We start from the raw sequence: 18,130 nt of genomic DNA on the forward strand, positions 1-18,130 counted from the left end.
GACTCCGCGAAGAAAGAATGGAGAAGATGTGGAGATGGTTACGCGGTGATTCACGTGTATCAATCAACTAGAATTCGCCCATGCATAGTTCGACCCCTCATACCCGACGGACCACCGCGCCGTGGCCCTCCCTTTGCGCGTGCGCACGCGCGGTATGAGGGCGCGCGCCGGTTTTCACATCGCGCTTCGATTCGGTATCACCTGGAAGATGTTCCTGGCGGTACTGATCGCATGCCTGACTATTTCACTGACGATGGGTTATGCGGTACGCGTCAGTTTCGAGAACGGCTTTCTGCATTACGTGCGCGAGCGCGACGCGGGTCGCATTCGCGCGGTTCAGGCCAAAGTCACCAGCGAATATGCGGCGCACGGCAGCTGGGATTTTCTGCGTGAACATCCGGACGCATGGCCGGTCTTGCTGAATGCGGCGACGCGTGAAGCCTTGCGTCAGGAACTCGCCGCCGCACAGGTCGGCAAGCCGGGTAGCTGGAATTCGTTTCCCGGCAGCACCAGCGTCCAGCAACTGCTTGGGCCGTTGTCCGGCCGGTCCGAAGGGCCGCACTGGGGCATGCGCCTGCCGACGTTGCCGCCGTCCGTGCCGGTGACGTCGTCGGGTCCGGTGATGGTGCCGGGGCATGAGCGGCCTTCGTCGTCGGTGAGTGGCGACGCGGACGACCGTCCGCCGTTTCCGCTGCCGCCGCCGCACGATGACTTCTATCCCGGCGAGCCGCCCGGTCATCCGCCCGTCACGCTGTTCGACGTGAATCATCATCTGATCGCCACCACCGCGCGCGAAAGCGAGCCGCGTCCGGACGGACAGATGCGTCCGGTGCTCTATAGCGGCCGCATTGTCGGCTGGTTGTCCACCAACGGACCGGACATGCTGTCCGATGCCGCCGACATCGCGTTTCAGGCGCAGCAGATGCGCGCAACGTGGCAGATCGCCGGATTCGCGGTCGTGCTCGCGGCGCTGGTCGCGCTGGTGCTTGCGCGGATCGTGCTCGCGCCGGTCAAGCGGCTGATGAACGCGACCCACCGTCTCGCGGGCGGCGACTACACGACGCGGGTGCCGGCAGGCCGTCGCGACGAACTCGGCCGTCTCGCGCGCGACTTCAACGTGCTGGCCGATTCGCTGCATCGCGCGGAACGCACCCGGCGCGATTTCATCGCGGATATCTCGCATGAATTGCGCACGCCGCTCGCGGTGTTGCGCGGCGAACTGGAAGCGATCGAAGACGGCGTGCATGCGTTCGATCGCGATTCGCTCGGGTCGCTGCAAACCGAAGTGAACATGCTGAACAAGCTGATCGAAGACCTGTACGAACTGTCGCTCAGCGATGTCGGTGCACTCAGTTATCGCAAGACGCCGACCCAGGTGGGACAACTCGCGCGCGCGTCGATCGATTCGATGCGCGAGTCGTTCAAGACGAAGCGCCTCTCACTCGATTTCGACTGCGCACAGAGCGTCGAGCAGGCGACCTTCGCGGTCGATCCGGCGCGCTTCGTCCAGTTGCTGAAGAACCTGCTGCAAAATTCGCTGCGCTACACCGATCCCAACGGACAGGTGCGCGTGTCGTTGCAGCATGGCGACGACGGTTGGCATCTCGACGTGCAGGATTCGTGGCCGAGCGTGCCCGAGACCGCGTTCGGCCATCTGTTCGAGCGGTTCTATCGCGTCGACGAATCGCGCAGCCGTCAAAGCGGCGGCGCGGGTCTCGGGCTGTCGCTGTGCCGCGCGATCGTCACCGCGCACGGTGGACGGATCGATGCCCGGCCGTCGCCGTTGGGCGGCGTCTGGATCACCGCGCATTTCCCGTCCGAAGGAGTCTGATGTGACGACCGACGCTCACACGCCGCATATTCTGATCGTCGAGGACGAACCCAAGCTGGCCGCCGTGCTGGAGGGCTATCTGCATCTCGACGGTTTCACCACCACGGTGATCGCCGACGGCCGCGCGGTGATGCCGTTTATTCGCGCGACGCCGCCGTCGCTGATGTTGCTCGACCTGATGTTGCCCGGCCGTAACGGCATGGATATCTGCCGCGAATTGCGCCAGTTTTCAGCGTTGCCGATGATCATTCTCACCGCACGTATCGACGAGATCGACCGCTTGCTCGGTCTCGAAGTCGGCGCGGACGATTACGTCTGCAAGCCCTTCAGTCCGCGCGAAGTGGTGGCGCGGGTCAAGACGATCCTGCGACGCGCATCGCCGGTATCGAACCTGGCGGCCGATGCGGGCGCGGCCGTCGCATCGGGCAGCGCGCTGAAAACATCGAACGGGCTGGAAGTGGACGAGCAGTTCCATCTTGCGCTGCTCGACGGCAAGGAACTCAAGCTGACGCCGCTCGAATTACGTCTGCTTGCATTGCTGATGAAGACGCCGGGCCGGATTTTTCCGCGCAACTATCTGCTCAGTCATCTCTACGAAGATCACCGCATCGTCACCGACCGCACCGTCGATAGCCATATCAAGAATCTGCGCAAGAAGCTGCAGCAGGTGCGTCCCGACAGCGAACCGATCGTGTCGGTTTACGGCGTCGGCTACCGGCTCGAACTCTAAGCCGCGATTGCAGTAGTTGTGCGCGCAAACGCCCGTGTTCCGGGTCGGTTGTAATGTTTGAAAGTAAGAAATTGCAGGAATTCAACACGAGAATAATTCTCATTTGATGTGTAGCATCCCGTCTGCGCTGCCGGGACGCCCAGCAGCACGAGACCGCCACCGTCTCGTCGTAGACCCGCTGTGGCTGCTATCAACCTGCTTTTCTTTCGTCACCTATGAACCGTTCCCGTCGTTCGCGGCTGCCTGTGCAGCGCGTATCCCTGCTCGCGGCTGCCGCGCGTCACGTCCTTTCCCTTACTGCCGTTTCGCTTGCGGGCGTGGCGATCAACGCACGCGCCGACGACTCCGCCGCCGCGGCATCGGCCAGCGCGGCAAGCAGCGCATCGACGGCCAGCGCCGCCGCCCAGAACGCCGCGTCGAACGACGGCACGGTGTTGCCCACGGTCAATGTGGAAGCAGCGCGTCAGGCGCTGCCCGGCGATCTTTCGCCGGCATACGCGGGCGGCCAGGTCGCGACGGGCGCGCAGGTCGGCATTCTCGGTCAGCAGAAAGTGATCGATCTGCCGTTCTCGGTGACGAGCTATACGTCGAAACTGATCGAAGACCAGCAGGCGCACACGCTCGCGGATGTCGTCGCGAACGATCCGGCGGTGCGCAGCGCGTACGGTTATGGCAACTTCTCCGAGAACTACATCATTCGCGGCTTCGAGGTTTATAGCGACGACGTTGCGTTGAACGGCCTTTACGGCATTACGCCGCGTCAGCTGGTCGCGACCGAGGCGCTGGAGCGCGTTGACATCTTCAAGGGTGCGAATGCGTTCGTGAACGGCGTGGCGCCGGGCGGCTCGGGCGTCGGCGGCAATATCAACCTCGAAACCAAGTACGCGGCCGACAAGCCGTTGACGCGCGTGACGCTGGAAGGCAGCGCATCGGGCGAACTCGGCACGCACGTCGATGTGGGCCGTCGTTTCGGCGATAACGACCAGTTCGGGATTCGCGTCAACCAGACGGTCGAAGGCGGCGAAACCAGCATCGACGGCGAAAAGCGCCACACGCAGCAGACCGCGATCGCGCTCGACTATCGCGGCAACAAGTTCCGTGTGTTCGGCGATTTCATCTATCAGAAGCAGCACGTATCGGGCGGCCGTCCGGTCGTCTACGTGACCGGCGACAGCATTCCGACCGCACCGTCGGCCACCTCGAACTACGGCCAGTCGTGGTCGTATACGTCGCTGGAAGACACGGTCGGGATGATTCGCGCCGAATACGATCTGTCGCCGACCTGGACCGCGTATGTGTCGGGCGGCGTGCGTCACTCGGACGAACACGGCGATTACGCGTCGCCCAGCTACGGCACCGACGGCGCGACCACCGCGTACCGGATGGGCACGGCGTACAAGCAGGACGCGCAATCGGGCGAAGTCGGCTTGCGCGGCAAGTTCGATACCGGTCCGGTCAGCCATGCAGTCAATATCGCGGCGCTGGTCAACCGCGTCGAATCGAAGAGCGCGTACGACTTCGGCGCGACCTATTCGACCAGCCTGTACAACACGCAGGCGGCGGCGCGTCCGGCCGGCTACTACAGCGCCGGCGATTTCGACAACCCGGGCGTGGTGTCGGAATCGTTGATGCGCAGCGTCGCGCTGTCGGACACGATGGGCTTCTTCGGCAACCGCTTCCTGTTCACGGCCGGCGTGCGTCACCAGAACATCCTTGAGAACGGCTACGCTTACGGCACCGGCGTGCAGAGCACCGCGTACAACGAATCGGCGACCACGCCGATCTTCGGCGCGGTCTACAAGATCCTGCCGAACCTGTCCGTGTATGCGAACCGTAGCGAAAGCCTGACCGAAGGCGGCACTGCGCCGAGCACGGCGGCCAACGCGAACGCGATTCTCGCGCCGTACCGCGCGAAGCAGCTCGAAGCCGGTATCAAGTACGACGCGAACAACTACGGCGCGGCGCTGGCGGTCTATCAGATCAAGCAGCAGGTCGCCTACACCGACGCGACCACGATGATCTACGGCGCCGACGGTATCCAGCGTCATCGCGGCGTCGAACTGTCCGCGTACGGCGAGCCGATGAAGGGCTTGCGTCTGATCGGCGGCGTGTCGTTTATCGATGCGCGTCTGGAAGACACCAACAGCGGCACCGAAGACGGCAATCATCCGATCGGCGTGCCGGCATGGACGGCCAACGCGAACGTCGAATACGACCTGCCGCAACTGCAAGGCGTGACGCTGATGGCGCGTGCGATCTACACCAGCAAGCAGTATCTGGACGAAGCGAACACGATGCCGGTCGCTGCATGGACGCGTTTCGACGTGGGTGCGCGCTACAAGACGCAGATCGCGAAACACGACACCGTGTTCCGTCTGATGGTGACGAACGTCGCAAACCGGTCGTACTGGTCGTCGGCGCTGGGCGGCTATCTGACGGAAGCGGCGCCGCGTACCGCATGGCTGTCGCTGACGACGGATTTCTGAGCGTCATTCGACAATGAAAAAAGCCCGCCATCCGGCGGGCTTTTTTTGTTTGCGCGATCCATTCACTCAGCGCTGGTTCGATCCCGACACCACGTCGATCCACACGGCGAGCACGAGGATGCCGCCCTTGACGATCATCTGCCAGTACGAATCGACGTCGAGCATCGACATGCCGTTGTCGAGGCTGGCCATCACGAGCGCGCCGATCAACGCGCCGTAGACCGTGCCCGATCCGCCGCGCATCGACGTGCCGCCGATAAAGCATGCCGCGATCGCGTCGAGTTCGCCCATCGATCCCGCCGACGGCGAACCCGCCGCGAGCCGCGCCGTGTTGATCAGGCCGCCGAACGCGCACATCAAGCCCATCAACGCGAAGATCGCCAGCTTGACGCGATTGGTGTTCACGCCGGACAGCCGCGTCGCTTCGAGATTCGAGCCGACTGCATAGATGCGTCGTCCGAATACGGTTTGGGTCGCGATGTAGGTGAACACGCCGAGCAACGCGAGCAGCAGCAACACCGGCACCGGAATGCCGCCGTAACGGTTGAGCGTTGCAACGAACGCGAGCAGGATCGCGCCCGCCGCCGCGATTTTCACGCCGTCCTGCCACACCGGCACGACCGGCAGGCTGTAACGCTGACGGTTCTTGCGCTGGCGCACCGTCAACAATGCCAGCAGCGCGAACAGCACGACGGCGAGCGCATCGCCCGCGACGCGCGGCAAATAGCCTTGCCCGATAAACACGAGATTGTCGGAGACCGGCGCGATCGTCGAACCGCCCGTGACGCCCAGCAGCACGCCGCGATACGCCAGCATCCCGCCCAGCCCGACGATAAACGACGGCACCCGCAGGTAAGTCGAGATCCAGCCGTTGAACAGGCCGACCCCGACGCCGAGCATCAGCACGACCGCCAGCGTCGCGCCGAGCGGCCAGTGATACGTGACGTCGAGAATCGCCGCGACGCCGCCGAGCAGACCGAGCAGCGAGCCGACCGACAGATCGATTTCTCCGGCAATGATCACGAACACCATGCCGCACGCGAGCATCCCGGTGATCGACATTTGCCGAAGCAGGTTCGACAGGTTGCGCGGCGTGACGAAAGCGCCTTCTGTCAGGAACGAAAAGAAAATCCAGATGACCGCGACAGCCAGCAACAGCGCCAGCAGTTTGTAACGGCCGAACAGTTGCTTGAAGCGCTGTCCGGACGAATGGCGCGCGCCGCCGTTGGCGGGCTTTTGGGAAGAGGTGAGATCAGGCGTCATGCTGCACTCGCTGAGGTTGATCGGGTGACGTCGGCGCCGAGGGCGGCCGTCAGAATATGTTCCTGCGTCAGGCCGTCGTTGGCGAAGTCGCCGCGTAGTTGGCCTTCGCCGATCACCAGCACGCGGTCGCTGACGCCCAGCACTTCCGTCAGTTCGGACGACACGACGATGATCGACACGCCGCGCGCGGCCAGCGCGAACATCAGCTTGTAGATTTCGAATTTCGCGCCGACATCGACGCCGCGCGTCGGCTCGTCGAGAATCAGCACAGCGGGGTCGGTCAGCAACATGCGCGTCAACACGGCCTTTTGCTGATTGCCGCCCGACAGGCTCGCAATCGACAGCATCGGATGGGCGGCGCGCACCGACAGCCGTTTCATCTCCGCGTGGATCGTGTCGAGTTCGGCGGCGGTGTCGATCCGGCCGCCTTTGGCGAAACGCGCCAGCACCGCGAGCGTGATGTTCTGCCCGACGCCGAGTTGCGGCACGATGCCGTGACGTTTGCGATCTTCCGGCACCATGCCGATGCCCGCCGCAATCGCGTCGGCGGGCGTGCCGATTTTCACGCGCGCGCCGTTCATCCACACTTCGGCTTCGCTGATGCCCGGATACGCGCCGAAGATCGCCTGCATCAACTCCGTGCGTCCCGCGCCGACCAGTCCGGCCACGCCGAGAATCTCGCCTTTGTGCAGCTTGAACGACACGTTATCGACGCGCTTGCGACTGGCGTTGGTCACGTCGAAACACGTGACGTTGCGCGCTTCGAAAATCACGTCGCCGATCGTGTGCGGCTCACGCGGAAACAGGTTGGTGATCTCGCGTCCGACCATCATCGCGATGATGCGGTCGGTGCTGGTGCCTTGCATCGGCTGCGTGGCGACGTGTTTGCCGTCGCGGATCACCGTCACCGTATCGCAGACCGCTTCGACCTCGTCGAGCTTGTGCGAGATGTACACGCACGCGACTCCACGCCGTTTCAGATCGCGGACGATGTCGAGCAGAATCCTGATTTCGGCCGCCGTCAGCGACGACGACGGTTCGTCGAGAATCAGTAAACGTGCGCGCTTGTTCAGCGCCTTCGCGATTTCGATCAGCTGCTGATGACCGCCGCCGTAGTTCATCACCGGCTGGGCGACGTTGATGCCGTCGATGTTCAGTTCGCGCAGCAATCCGGCGGCGCGCTGATACATCGCCGCGTAATTCATGCGTCCGCCGGGCAACGTGATTTCGTTGCCGAGAAAGATGTTTTCCGCCACCGACAACTGCGGCACCAGCATCAGTTCCTGGTGAATGATGACGATGCCGGCGCGCTCTGTGTCGCGAATCGTCGCGGCGCGCAACGGCTGACCGTCCCACAGGATTTCGCCGTCCCACGTGCCGTGCGGATACACGCCCGACAGTACTTTCATCAGCGTGGATTTACCCGCGCCGTTTTCGCCGCAAAGTCCCACGCATTCGCCCGGTGCGACCGCCAGGTCGATGCCGTCGAGCGCCTTCACGCCGGCAAACGACTTGACGATGCCGCGCATCTCCAGAAGCGCTTGTGCCATGCTTGAATGTCCCGGCCAGGAGGAGAGAAACGCGGACGCCGTTGCACGGCGTCCGCCACGGGTGCGTGCTTTCTCTAGTTTCCGGCCAGTTGCGCCTGCGTATAGAACCCGTCCTTGATCACGACATCGACATTGCTCCTGGTGAGCAAGGTGGGTTGCAGCAGCACGGTATCGACCTGTTTCTTGCCGTTGTCGTACTTCGCGTTGAACTTCGGTTGCGTGCCTTTCGCGAGATCGACGGCGAGTTGCGCCGCTTCGCCTGCGATCAGTTTCAGCGGCTTGTAGACGGTCATGGTCTGCGTGCCGGCAACGAGCCGTTTGACCGCGGCGAGGTCCGCGTCCTGACCGGAAACCGGCACCTTGCCGGCCATTTTCTGCGCGGCGAGTGCCTGAATGGCGCCGCCTGCCGTCCCGTCGTTCGACGCGACGATCGCGTCGATCTTGTTGTTGTTCGCGGTCAGTGCGTCTTCGGTGATGCGCAGCGCCGTCGCCGCGCTCCACTCGGGCACCCACTGCTGACCGACCACCTTGACGTCGCCGCGATCGATCGCGGGCTTCAGGATTTTCATCTGGCCTTCGCGCAGCATCTTCGCGTTGTTGTCGGTGGGCGCGCCGCCGAGCAGGAAGTAGTTGCCCTTCGGCTGTGCGTTGAACACGCCTTGCGCCTGCAGTTCGCCGACCTTTTCGTTATCGAACGAGATGTACGCATCGACGTCGGCGTCGAGAATCAGGCGGTCGTACGACACGACCTTGATGCCGGCCTTGTGCGCTTCGGCGACGACGTTGCCGAGCGTCTTCGAATTGAACGGCACGATCACGATCACATCGACCCCGCGCGAGATCAGATTTTCGATCTGCGAAATCTGACGTGCTTCGCTGGCGTCGGCGGATTGCACCGACACTTTAGCGCCGAGCTTCGTCGCCGCAGCAACGAAATAGTCGCGATCGCGCGACCAGCGTTCGACGCGCAAGTCGTCGATGCAGAAGCCAATTTCGGGTTTGTCCTTGCTGGCATGAGCAAGCGTCGAGACCATCGACAGACTTGCGAACATCGCTCCACAGACGAGCGAACTCAACACCGTACGGCGCATTAACGATTTCATGTCTCACTCCTTGTATGGTTGGCGGCCGTGACATCCCGAATACGCGAGAGAAGTGGGACGCCGGCCGAACCTGCTTGTGGCCTGCTTATGTAGATGCTTAAGCCTGCTTGCCTGCCGCGGATCGGTGTCCGCAGTCGTCGTTATCGAAACCTGGATGCCCGGTTTGCAGCAGAAGCGTGGGCCGCGACCGGGCGCGCCGCAATTGCGAAATTCAACGTCCGACCTAACGTTTTTTGCCGGGCCGGCAGCCGCACTTCGCGACGCGCGCGGCATGCCGGATACGCCCGCGTTTACCCATAGATCGCGCGGCTGACGATGTTCTCCAGACGCTCCTGCTGACCGCTGACATGCTGCGGCGCGATCTCGCGCGCCACGGCGTCGCTCGCGAGTGCGTCGAGCGAATAGCCGCCCGTCAGCACCTTGCGCCCGAACTCGCTGTCCCAGCCCGCGTAACGCTGCGTCTTGAGGCTGGCAAGCTGGTCGTTTTCGATCATCGATGCCGCGCGTTCCAGCGCCACCGCGATCACGTCGATGGCGCCGATGTGGCCGTGCAGCAAATCTTCCGCGTCGATGCTCTGCCGACGCACCTTCGCATCGAAGTTCATCCCGCCGGTCGTGAAGCCGCCGCCGCGCAGAATCTCGTAGAACGCCAGCGTCAGTTCCTCGACACTGTTCGGGAACTGGTCGGTGTCCCAGCCGTTTTGCGGATCGCCGCGATTCGCGTCGATGCTGCCGAACACGCCGAGCGCGATCGCCGTGGCGATTTCATGGTGAAACGAATGACCCGCAAGGGTCGCGTGATTCGCTTCGATGTTCACGCGGATTTCGTTCTGCAAGCCGAACTGCGTGAGGAAGCCGTGAACCGTCGCGACGTCGTAATCGTATTGATGCTTGGTCGGTTCCTGCGGTTTCGGTTCGATCAGCAGCGCGCCCTTGAAACCGATCTTGTGCTTGTGCTCGACCACCATCGACAGAAACCGCGCGAGCTGCTCGCGTTCGCGTTTGAGGTCGGTATTGAGCAGGGTCTCGTAGCCTTCGCGGCCGCCCCACAGCACGTAGTTTTCGCCGCCCAGCCGCTGGGTAGCCTGAAGCGCTTCGCGTACCTGCGTCGCGGCGAATGCGAACACGTCGGGGTTCGGGTTGGTCGCCGCGCCCGCCGCATAACGCGGATTCGAAAACAGGTTCGCGGTGCCCCATAACAGGCGCACGCCGCTGTCGTCCTGTTTGCGCGCGAGATAGTTGGTCATCTTCGCGAAGTTGTTCACATAGTGGCGAATGCCGTCGCCTTCGGGCGCGACGTCGGTATCGTGGAACGTGTAGAACGGCGTGCCGAGCTTCGTGAACAGGTCGAACGCGGCATCGGCCTTCATGTGCGCGAGTTCGAGCGCGTCGCCGTTCTGCTGCCACGCACGCTTGAACGTGCCGGCGCCGAACATGTCCGCGCCGGGCCACACGAACGTGTGCCAGTAACAGACCGCCAGCCGCAGATGATCCTCCATGCGTTTGCCGAGCACGAGCTTGTTGCGGTCGTAGTGACGATACGCGAACGGATTCGACGTCTCGCGGCCTTCGAAGCGGACAGCGGGCAGATGTTCGAGATGGGACATGCGCGTCTCCTTGTTATCGAATGTGAGCCGCGCGATGTTGCGGTGCGTCGCAACGCAAACAGCATAGCGGCCATGAAGTGACGCCATGCTGCCAGCTTGCCCCGCGTCGCGGCAATTGCGAAATCCGCCACCGCCGATGGTGATTCTTGTTGTCGGAGATAATGCGCTGGCAGGGCGCGCATCACGCGTCCTAGAATAAGCAAAACGCTTAAAACAGCGAACAGGTGTCGATTGCGTGCCGGCTGAATCCGGCAAGCGCCCGATGCCGCATAACGGAGACAGCGGGGCATTGCGCTTCGCTTAAAAAGGTCGATGACACGACACCCAACCGCTCAACGAACGCACCGCATCGCGCTGCTTTTCAACGCGAACAAGGTGTACGACCGCGAGATCATCACCGGCATCGGCAACTATCTGCTGTCGACCCGCGTCGCATGGGATCTCTTTCTCGAAGAAGACTTTCGCGCGCGACTGAACGGCATCGAGCGCTTCGAAGGCGATGGAATCATCGCGGATTTCGACGACCCGGCCGTCAGCGAAGCATTGAGCGACTGTCCGTTGCCGGTCGTCGCGGTCGGCTCGTCGTATGAGGACGTATCGCGCTATCCGGCGAGCTTGCCGTATATCGCCACGGATAACGCGAAGCTGGTATCGCTCGCTTACACGCATCTGATCGGCGCGGGCTTGCAGCGTTTTGCGTTGTACAGCTTGCCGGAATCGCCGGAAAACCGGTGGGCGCAAGAGCGCGAAAATGCGTTCCGGCATCTGCTTGCCGCCGACGGGCTCGACGCCGATATTCATCGCGGTCTATCGACCAGCGCGCCGGTCTGGAATCAGGCCAGCGCGCAACTGACCAGCTGGTTGCAGAGCTTGCCGAAGCCGGTCGGCGTGATTGCCGTCACCGATGCCCGCGCGCGGCATCTGCTGCAGGCGTGCCTGATTTCAGGCATCGCGGTGCCGGAAGAAGTGGCGATCATCGGCATCGACAACGATCCGTTGACGCGTTCGCTGACGCGCATTCCGCTGTCGTCGGTGATTCAGGGCACGGAAGAAATGGGCCGCACGGCCGCGCATCTGCTGCATCAGATGCTGGGCGGCGCGCGCTTCGCCGGACGCCGCATTCTCGTGCCGCCGGTCGGCATCAACGTGCTCGAGTCGACGCGGCATCAGCCGGTGTCGAGCCCGTACGTGATGCGGGCGCGGCACTTCATCCGTCAATACGGATGCCAGGGTATCAAGACCGAACAGGTCGCGGATTATGTCGGCGTGTCGCGTTCGTCGCTGGAAGATCATTTCCGCCGCGAACTCGGCTACACCGTGCATCAGGAAATCCTCAATCACAAACTCGATATCGCGAGGCAACTGCTTGCGCGACACGATCTGTCGAGCGCGGAGGTGGCGATCCGGTGCGGCTTCACGTCGTTGCAATACATGTACGCGGTGTTTCGTCGGGAACTCGACTGCACGCCGCGCGAGTTTCAGGAGCGTCTGCGAGACAAAGAGACGCCGCAACCCGGATGACGCGACGCTGTACGCGTCGATGTCGTGCCGCACGCTTTCCGAGCCATCCCAGCCTTTCGAGTCCGTCCAATGAACCTCGCCGCCACCGATACCGATAGCCATCGCCACGCCGCCGACGACGCGGCCGCTCACGCTTCGAATCCGCGTATTGCCGTCGAAAGCTGGGGCAGCTTGCCCGGCGGCGACGCGGTGCGTCTGTTCACGCTGCGCAACGCGCATGGGATGCGCGTCGCGATCAGCGATCTCGGCGCGACGCTGGTGTCGTGGCATGCGCCGGATCGCGCGGGACGGATCGCCGATGTGCTGCTCGGTCAAACCACGCCCGCCGACTATCTCGCGTCGCGCGCCTACATGGGCGGCACGATCGGGCGCTGGGCGAACCGGATCGCGAACGCGCGCTTCACGCTCGACGGGCTCAGCTACTCGCTCGACCGCAACGAAGGCGCGAATCATCTTCATGGCGGCGCGACGGGTTTTCATCGTGCGCTGTGGCATGCGCGCGAAGCGGACGGCGGATTGCTGATGACGCACGAATCGCCGGAAGGCGATGCGGGTTTTCCCGGCGCGCTGAGTGTCGCCGTGCGTTTTTCGCTCGACGACGACGGCATGCTGACGCTCGATTACGAAGCGCAATCGGATGCGCCGACGCCGGTGAATCTGACCAATCACGCGTACTTCAACCTGTCCGGCGATACAGCCGCTGAGCCGCCCGACATCCGCGGCCACGTGATCGCGATCGACGCCGACGCGTTTTTCGAAGTCGACGACGCGCTGATTCCCGTCGCGCGCGCGGACGTCGCGGGCAACGCGTTCGACTTTCGCGCCGGCGCACCGATCGGCGCGCGGCTCGACTGGCCGGACGTGCAACTCGCGCGGGCGGGCGGCTTCGATCACTGTTTCGTGTTGCGCGGCGATGCAGACGGCGCGGTGCGCCGGGCAGCGGTCCTCTACGATCCGGCCAGCGGCCGCGAGCTGACCGTCGCCACCGACGCGCCCGGCATGCAGTTCTATACCGGCAATCAACTCGACGGCGTCGGCGGACGCAACGGGCGCACGTATCGCAAACACGCCGCGCTGTGCGTCGAGACCGGCGCCTTCCCCGATCAGATCAACATGGCCGACGCCGAAAGCGTGGTGCTTCGACCCGGCGGCGTGTACCGGCAACGCACGCGCTACCGTCTGGGCGTGCGCTGACGGGCGGAGCGGTGTGACGCGAAACCGCGCTTTACACCGCCTTATTGATCTCATAAAGTAGAGGTAATTCTACTTTTAGTGGATTCAATAAGGGATCGATGTCATGGCTGAAACGCTTGAAATGTCCAAGAAAGATCTGATCGCGCTCGCCGAGCGACGGCTCGACGCCGACGTGCGCGAGGGCGACTGGAGCATGTCCGACAAACTGGCGTTGACATGCCGGATCCTGTTCGACGGCGGTCACGATTCCGGCCTGGCAGGGCAGATCACCGCGCGCGCCGAAAGCGGCACGTTCTACACGCAGCGCCTTGGACTGGGTTTCGACGAGATTTCGCCGTCGAATCTGATCAAGGTGAACGAAGACTTGCAACTGGTATCCGGCGAAGGCATTCCGAATCCGGCGAACCGTTTTCATACGTGGATTTACCGCGCGCGTCCCGAGATCAATTGCATCATCCACACGCATCCGCCGTACATCTCAGCGCTGTCGATGCTCGAAGTGCCGCTGGCCGTCTCGCACATGGATACGAGTCCGCTGTTCGAAGACTGCGCGTTCCTCGAAAAGTGGCCGGGCATTCCGGTCGGTAACGAAGAGGGCGAGATCATCTCGTCGGCGTTGGGCGACAAGCGCGCGATCCTGCTTGCGCATCACGGTCAACTGGTGGTCGGCAAAAGCATCGAGGAAGCGTGCATGCTGGCGCTGCTGATGGAACGCGCGGCGCGGTTGCAATTGCTGGCGATGTCGGCGGGCACCATCAAGCCGTTGCCGCAGGCGCTGGCCGTCGAAGCGCACGACTGGGTGTCCACCGTCAAACGCGACATGGTCACGTTCGCGTACTACGCGCGCCGCGCGTTGCGCAACCATCCGGATTGCCTCGCCGGATAAGCGACGGCGGCGCGCGTGCGCCGCGTGAAAACGTGTTGACCGCCGAAGCTCGATCAAACGCGGCGCATTCGTAACGCTATAGAATCACGGCATTCAAACGAACGCGAATTTGACAGAGATGAAAGGCAAAACCGGCTTGCCGACGCGCAACGCCAGCGACGAAACCGCCGCCCACGACCCTTCCGACGCGGCCGATGCGCCGGTCGACGCTGCTTCGTCGACCAACGCCGCGCTCGGCGACGAGTTGCGGCGGCAACGCAAGACCAAGGGCATGTCGCTCGACGACCTAGCCAACGCGTCGGGCGTCAGCCGCGCGATGATCTCGAAGATCGAACGCGCGCAGTCGTCGCCGTCTACGTCGATTCTCTCCAAGCTGGTCGATGCGCTCGACACGACCGTCGCGCGTCTGCTCGGCCAGGAAGTGCGCCAGCATGACGTCGTCGTGATGCGCCATGAACAGCAGATGGTGCTGGTCGATCCCGATACGGGCTTCTCCCGGCGCGTGCTTTCCCCCATTCTGCCCGGTCGCGGGCTCGACTTCGTGATGGCGGAAATGCCGCCGAAGTCCGATACCGGACCGCTCGTCGCGCACACGTTGCCGGTCGAAGAATACGTGTACGTGTTGTCGGGTTCGCTGGCGGTGACGATCGGCGAAACGCGCACCGTGCTCAACGCGTCGGATTCGCTGTATTACCGCGCCGACGCGCCGCATCGTTTCGAAAACGAAGGGCGCAGCGTCTGCAAATATCTGATCATCATCAACCCGGTGCGCAGCTAGCGCGACCGGCCGCGCATCACAACGCCAGCACGAGTCTCGCCGACGCACATCCGCTGACGCACACGATCACTTCACGTTCGCGTTCCGCGTCGGTGAGCACGCGGTCGTGGTGCACCGGTTGTCCGTCGATCCACCTGACGCGGCACGCGCCGCAAATGCCGCCTTCGCACGCGGCGTCCACTTCGATGTCGTGTTGCCGCAAGGTGTCGAGCAGGCTCGCGTTCGGCAGCACGTCGAAGCTTTTGTTCGACACGCTCAGCGTCACCTGATACGGCTTCGCGTCGGGATCGAGCGGACGTTCGGGCGGCACGAAATGCTCGATATGCACATGGCCGTCGGGCCAGTCTCGCGTGAGATCGGCAACCGCGTCCATCAACGCATCCGGCCCGCAACAATAGACGTGCCGTCCGGCGTGAAACGGACCGATCAGCGCCGCGAGATCGACACGAGGCCGGCCGTCGCCGGAACGGTGATAGTGCACGTGCTCGCGCGGCAACATCGCTTCGCACAACGCGGCGAGCGGCGGCGCGCCCCGATGCAGCACGTGCAGCGAGAACGGCACGTCCGGACCCAGTTGCGCGGCCATCGCGACGAACGGCGTGATGCCGATGCCGCCCGCGATAAACAGATGCTCGCGCGCATCGGCGGCGACGCGGAAGGTGCCGCGCGGCAACGACACCGGCACCGTATCGCCGGGCCGCAGCGCATGCGCGGCAATCGAGCCGCCGCGTCCTGTTTCTTCCCGTTTGATCGCCACCTGGTATCGCCGCGAGTCGGTCCGCGCGCCGCACAGCGAATAGCTGCGCACGAGGCCGTTCGGCAGATGCAGGTCGATATGGTTGCCCGCGTCGAACGGCGGCAATTCCCAGTCGTCGGGATCGGCCAGATCGAGCAGCATGATGTCGTCGCCGGCGGCTTCGATCCGGCGAACCTGGGTCGTGACGGTACGGATCGCTTTCATCATGCTGCGTCCCGGTTCGCGTCGTCGTGGGATGCGTCCGCAGGAAACAGCGGGTCGCCGATCCGCACGATGCCACCCGTCAGAATCCGGCAATTCAGTCCGGAACGCCCGAGCATCGCATCGAATACCGGCTTGCCGGTGACTTCCTCGATATGGCGGCAGGGCACCGACAGACGCGTCGCTTCGAGCAACGTACTGCCCAGCCAGAAGCGTTTGCCGACCAGCGAATTGAGCGGCACGCCGCGCACGGTCACGTTGCGCCGATGCTCTTCGGGACCGAAGCGGATACCGGATTCGGCGTAGATCGCGTCGAGCGCCTCGACTTCGAACAGCGTCACCTGGCGGCCTTCTTCCGGCTTGTGCGAGTAGAAGCCGCTCGCGTTCATATAGCGGTCGCCGACGATGCCTTTGCCCGCGAGCAGTTCGATTTCGGTAAAGCCGCGCATCGGGAGAAAGGCGCGGGGACACAGATGCAGATGTTCGACACGGCCGCGCCAGGCTGTGTCGGCGGATTGGGTGGAAGAAGGCGGCAAGGTTTCGGTATTCATCGCAAAGCCCGACTGGAAAGAGAATGTCGACAGGGACGCCGGGTCACGATTGCAGCGGCGCGCGCGCGGTTTCCGGTGCGTGCCACGCGGCGAACAGCGTGATGCAGGCAGTGCAGATCAGCAGGCACGACACCGGCCACGTCGCGCCGCCGGCCCAGTTCATCAGCAACGCGGCGACCAGCGGCGTCAGGCCGCCGGAGATCGCGCCGCCCAGCTGGAAGCCGAGCGATGCGCCGCTATAGCGCAGACGCGTCTGGAACAGTTCCGACATCCACGCGGCTTCGGGACCGAACATGATCCCTTGTCCGAGACTGACGGCGAACGCGATGGTCAGCGCGATCGTGGTCGGGTCGCGGGTGTCGAGCAGAGCGAACATCGGGAACGCGAACAGGATCGAGAAGATGCATCCGGCGAAAAACATCGTGCGTCGGCCGTAGAGATCGGACAGCCAGCCGAATAGCGGAATCGTCACCAGTTCGAGCGCGGCGGCCCACAGCAAGCCGTGCAGGATCACGCTCTTCGGCAAACCGAGATGGATCGTCACGTAACTGATCGTCACGATGGTTGCGACGCTGACCCACGCGATCTCCGAAATCTTCAGGCCGACCGCCAGCAGAAACGTCCGTCGATGGTTCGAGAGAATCTCGAAGAACGGCACCTTCGCCAGCGTCTCCGGTTGCGCGACCCGTTCGAAAGCCGGGCTTTCGGCGACGCGCATCCGGATCATGATGCCCGCGGCCGCGAACAGGATGCTGATCAGAAACGGCAGACGCCAGCCCCAGCTCAGGAAGTCCGACTGCGGCAACCACGCCATCATCGAGAACACGCTGGTCGAGACGATCACGCCGATCGGATAACCGAGTTGCACCAGACTGCCGAACAGCCCGCGACGGTTCGCCGGCGCATGTTCGACCGCCATCAGGATCGAGCCGCCCCATTCACCGCCGATCCCCAGGCCTTGCGTGAAACGCAGCACGATCAGCAGCGCGGGCGCCCACAAACCGATCTGCGCGAAAGTCGGCAGACAACCGATCAGGAAGGTGCCGACGCCCATGATTGCAAGCGTCAGCGACAGCATCGCCTTGCGCCCGAGCCGGTCGCCGAAATGGCCGAACACCACGCCGCCCAGCGGCCGCGCAACGTAGCCGACCGCATAGGTGCCGAATGCCGCGATCGTGCCGACCAGCGGATTGGTCGCGGGGAAAAACAGCTTGTTGAACACCAGCGCCGACGCGATGCCGTACACGACGAAGTCGTACCACTCGAATACGGATCCGATCACGCTGGCGATCAATACACGCCGCCGCTCATCGCGCAGGTGTTGGGACGACGCCGGTTCCGCAACAGCGGCCGGCGTGTCGGCGGTGACTTGACTCATGGTTGCTCCCTGTAACGATGGTAGAGAAGATTCTCTTAAAGTAGAGCAACGTCCATGCCATTCGTTATATCCGGATCGACATAGCGGCGCGCGAAATCGCCCCGTCCGAATGGGTGTAGACGGCATAAACAAAGGGTCTGCGGCGAGTTTCCGGGATCGGTTCACGGTTGAGATTCGGTGCGTGCGGCGGGCGTCGCGATGGATGGCGAGTGCGGCATCGCCAATGTGGCGCGCATTGCGCGGGCGCTTTTTTGTGCATCGATGCACCGCCGCGCCTCATCGCACCAGTCCGTC

At 63.5% G+C, this 18,130-nt stretch carries 14 protein-coding genes; 7 read left to right on the forward strand and 7 right to left on the reverse strand.

Annotated elements, in window-relative coordinates:
* The first annotated feature begins 121 nt into the window (after nt 1-121).
* The 3 genes from PW947_RS17065 (at nt 122) to PW947_RS17075 (ending at nt 5,047) form a co-directional block, all read left to right on the forward strand.
* Entirely contained in the window at nt 122-1,831 is a 1,710-nt protein-coding gene (locus PW947_RS17065) for an ATP-binding protein (RefSeq protein ID WP_299633521.1), read from the forward strand.
* Between the two features lies 1 nt (nt 1,832).
* Nucleotides 1,833-2,561: a response regulator gene (locus PW947_RS17070; RefSeq protein WP_299633522.1), complete on the forward strand. Its 729-nt coding sequence runs from the start codon at nt 1,833-1,835 to the stop codon at nt 2,559-2,561.
* A gap of 245 nt (nt 2,562-2,806) precedes the next feature.
* Nucleotides 2,807-5,047: a TonB-dependent receptor gene (locus PW947_RS17075; RefSeq protein ID WP_299633523.1), complete on the forward strand. Its 2,241-nt coding sequence runs from the start codon at nt 2,807-2,809 to the stop codon at nt 5,045-5,047.
* Between the two features lie 66 nt (nt 5,048-5,113).
* Here PW947_RS17075 and PW947_RS17080 read toward each other — a convergent pair whose 3' ends face one another.
* From PW947_RS17080 to xylA, 4 genes are all read right to left on the reverse strand, one after another.
* Complete coding sequence (locus PW947_RS17080; RefSeq protein WP_299633524.1) at nt 5,114-6,310, reverse strand: sugar ABC transporter permease; 1,197 nt, start codon at nt 6,308-6,310, stop codon at nt 5,114-5,116.
* On the reverse strand, nt 6,307-7,860 hold the full coding sequence (gene xylG, locus PW947_RS17085; RefSeq protein ID WP_299633525.1) for a D-xylose ABC transporter ATP-binding protein: 1,554 nt from the start codon (nt 7,858-7,860) through the stop codon (nt 6,307-6,309). The genes PW947_RS17080 and xylG overlap by 4 nt, the downstream gene beginning before the upstream one ends.
* Nucleotides 7,861-7,934: 74 nt before the next feature.
* The gene (gene xylF, locus PW947_RS17090; protein ID WP_299633526.1) at nt 7,935-8,963 is read right to left on the reverse strand and encodes a D-xylose ABC transporter substrate-binding protein; all 1,029 of its coding nucleotides are present in this window, start codon (nt 8,961-8,963) and stop codon (nt 7,935-7,937) included.
* A gap of 290 nt (nt 8,964-9,253) precedes the next feature.
* Nucleotides 9,254-10,570 carry a xylose isomerase gene (gene xylA / locus PW947_RS17095; protein ID WP_299633527.1) on the reverse strand — a complete coding sequence of 439 codons (1,317 nt, stop codon included), beginning with the start codon at nt 10,568-10,570 and terminating at the stop codon, nt 9,254-9,256.
* A gap of 312 nt (nt 10,571-10,882) precedes the next feature.
* On the opposite strand from xylA, the gene PW947_RS17100 reads away from it, so the two are divergent.
* From PW947_RS17100 to PW947_RS17115, 4 genes are all read left to right on the forward strand, one after another.
* Entirely contained in the window at nt 10,883-12,091 is a 1,209-nt protein-coding gene (locus PW947_RS17100) for a DNA-binding transcriptional regulator (protein ID WP_299633528.1), read from the forward strand.
* A gap of 69 nt (nt 12,092-12,160) precedes the next feature.
* Nucleotides 12,161-13,285 carry an aldose epimerase family protein gene (locus PW947_RS17105; RefSeq protein ID WP_299633529.1) on the forward strand — a complete coding sequence of 375 codons (1,125 nt, stop codon included), beginning with the start codon at nt 12,161-12,163 and terminating at the stop codon, nt 13,283-13,285.
* A gap of 103 nt (nt 13,286-13,388) precedes the next feature.
* Nucleotides 13,389-14,171 (forward strand): aldolase, encoded by a 783-nt coding sequence (locus tag PW947_RS17110; protein ID WP_299633530.1) that lies wholly within the window; start codon nt 13,389-13,391, stop codon nt 14,169-14,171.
* Nucleotides 14,172-14,289: 118 nt separating this feature from the next.
* On the forward strand, nt 14,290-14,949 hold the full coding sequence (locus PW947_RS17115) for an XRE family transcriptional regulator (RefSeq protein ID WP_299633688.1): 660 nt from the start codon (nt 14,290-14,292) through the stop codon (nt 14,947-14,949).
* 16 nt (nt 14,950-14,965) lie between these two features.
* Here the strand turns inward: PW947_RS17115 and PW947_RS17120 are convergent, their stop codons facing one another.
* From PW947_RS17120 to PW947_RS17130, 3 genes are read right to left on the reverse strand one after another with little or no spacing between them, the layout of a single operon-like run.
* Nucleotides 14,966-15,913: a PDR/VanB family oxidoreductase gene (locus PW947_RS17120; protein WP_299633531.1), complete on the reverse strand. Its 948-nt coding sequence runs from the start codon at nt 15,911-15,913 to the stop codon at nt 14,966-14,968.
* Nucleotides 15,910-16,458 (reverse strand): MOSC domain-containing protein, encoded by a 549-nt coding sequence (locus PW947_RS17125; RefSeq protein WP_299633532.1) that lies wholly within the window; start codon nt 16,456-16,458, stop codon nt 15,910-15,912. Before PW947_RS17125 ends, PW947_RS17120 begins: the two co-directional genes overlap by 4 nt.
* A gap of 43 nt (nt 16,459-16,501) precedes the next feature.
* Nucleotides 16,502-17,836, reverse strand: coding sequence for an MFS transporter (locus PW947_RS17130; protein WP_299633533.1), 1,335 nt, complete (start codon nt 17,834-17,836; stop codon nt 16,502-16,504).
* Nucleotides 17,837-18,130: the final 294 nt, after the last annotated feature.

Origin of the sequence: Paraburkholderia sp. (genome assembly GCF_028283785.1) — a bacterium.
Lineage (GTDB): Bacteria > Pseudomonadota > Gammaproteobacteria > Burkholderiales > Burkholderiaceae > Paraburkholderia.

Bases quoted from the DNA above. Each gene is read 5' to 3' on its own strand.
- PW947_RS17110 (WP_299633530.1), top strand. From the start codon at position 13,389: ATGGCTGAAACGCTTGAAATGTCCAAGAAAGATCTGATCGCGCTCGCC.
- PW947_RS17115 (WP_299633688.1), top strand. From the start codon at position 14,290: ATGAAAGGCAAAACCGGCTTGCCGACGCGCAACGCCAGCGACGAAACC.
- PW947_RS17080 (WP_299633524.1), bottom strand. From the start codon at position 6,310: ATGACGCCTGATCTCACCTCTTCCCAAAAGCCCGCCAACGGCGGCGCG.
- PW947_RS17105 (WP_299633529.1), top strand. From the start codon at position 12,161: ATGAACCTCGCCGCCACCGATACCGATAGCCATCGCCACGCCGCCGAC.
- PW947_RS17100 (WP_299633528.1), top strand. From the start codon at position 10,883: ATGACACGACACCCAACCGCTCAACGAACGCACCGCATCGCGCTGCTT.
- xylG (WP_299633525.1), bottom strand. From the start codon at position 7,860: ATGGCACAAGCGCTTCTGGAGATGCGCGGCATCGTCAAGTCGTTTGCC.
- PW947_RS17120 (WP_299633531.1), bottom strand. From the start codon at position 15,913: ATGATGAAAGCGATCCGTACCGTCACGACCCAGGTTCGCCGGATCGAA.
- xylF (WP_299633526.1), bottom strand. From the start codon at position 8,963: ATGAAATCGTTAATGCGCCGTACGGTGTTGAGTTCGCTCGTCTGTGGA.
- PW947_RS17130 (WP_299633533.1), bottom strand. From the start codon at position 17,836: ATGAGTCAAGTCACCGCCGACACGCCGGCCGCTGTTGCGGAACCGGCG.
- PW947_RS17125 (WP_299633532.1), bottom strand. From the start codon at position 16,458: ATGAATACCGAAACCTTGCCGCCTTCTTCCACCCAATCCGCCGACACA.
- xylA (WP_299633527.1), bottom strand. From the start codon at position 10,570: ATGTCCCATCTCGAACATCTGCCCGCTGTCCGCTTCGAAGGCCGCGAG.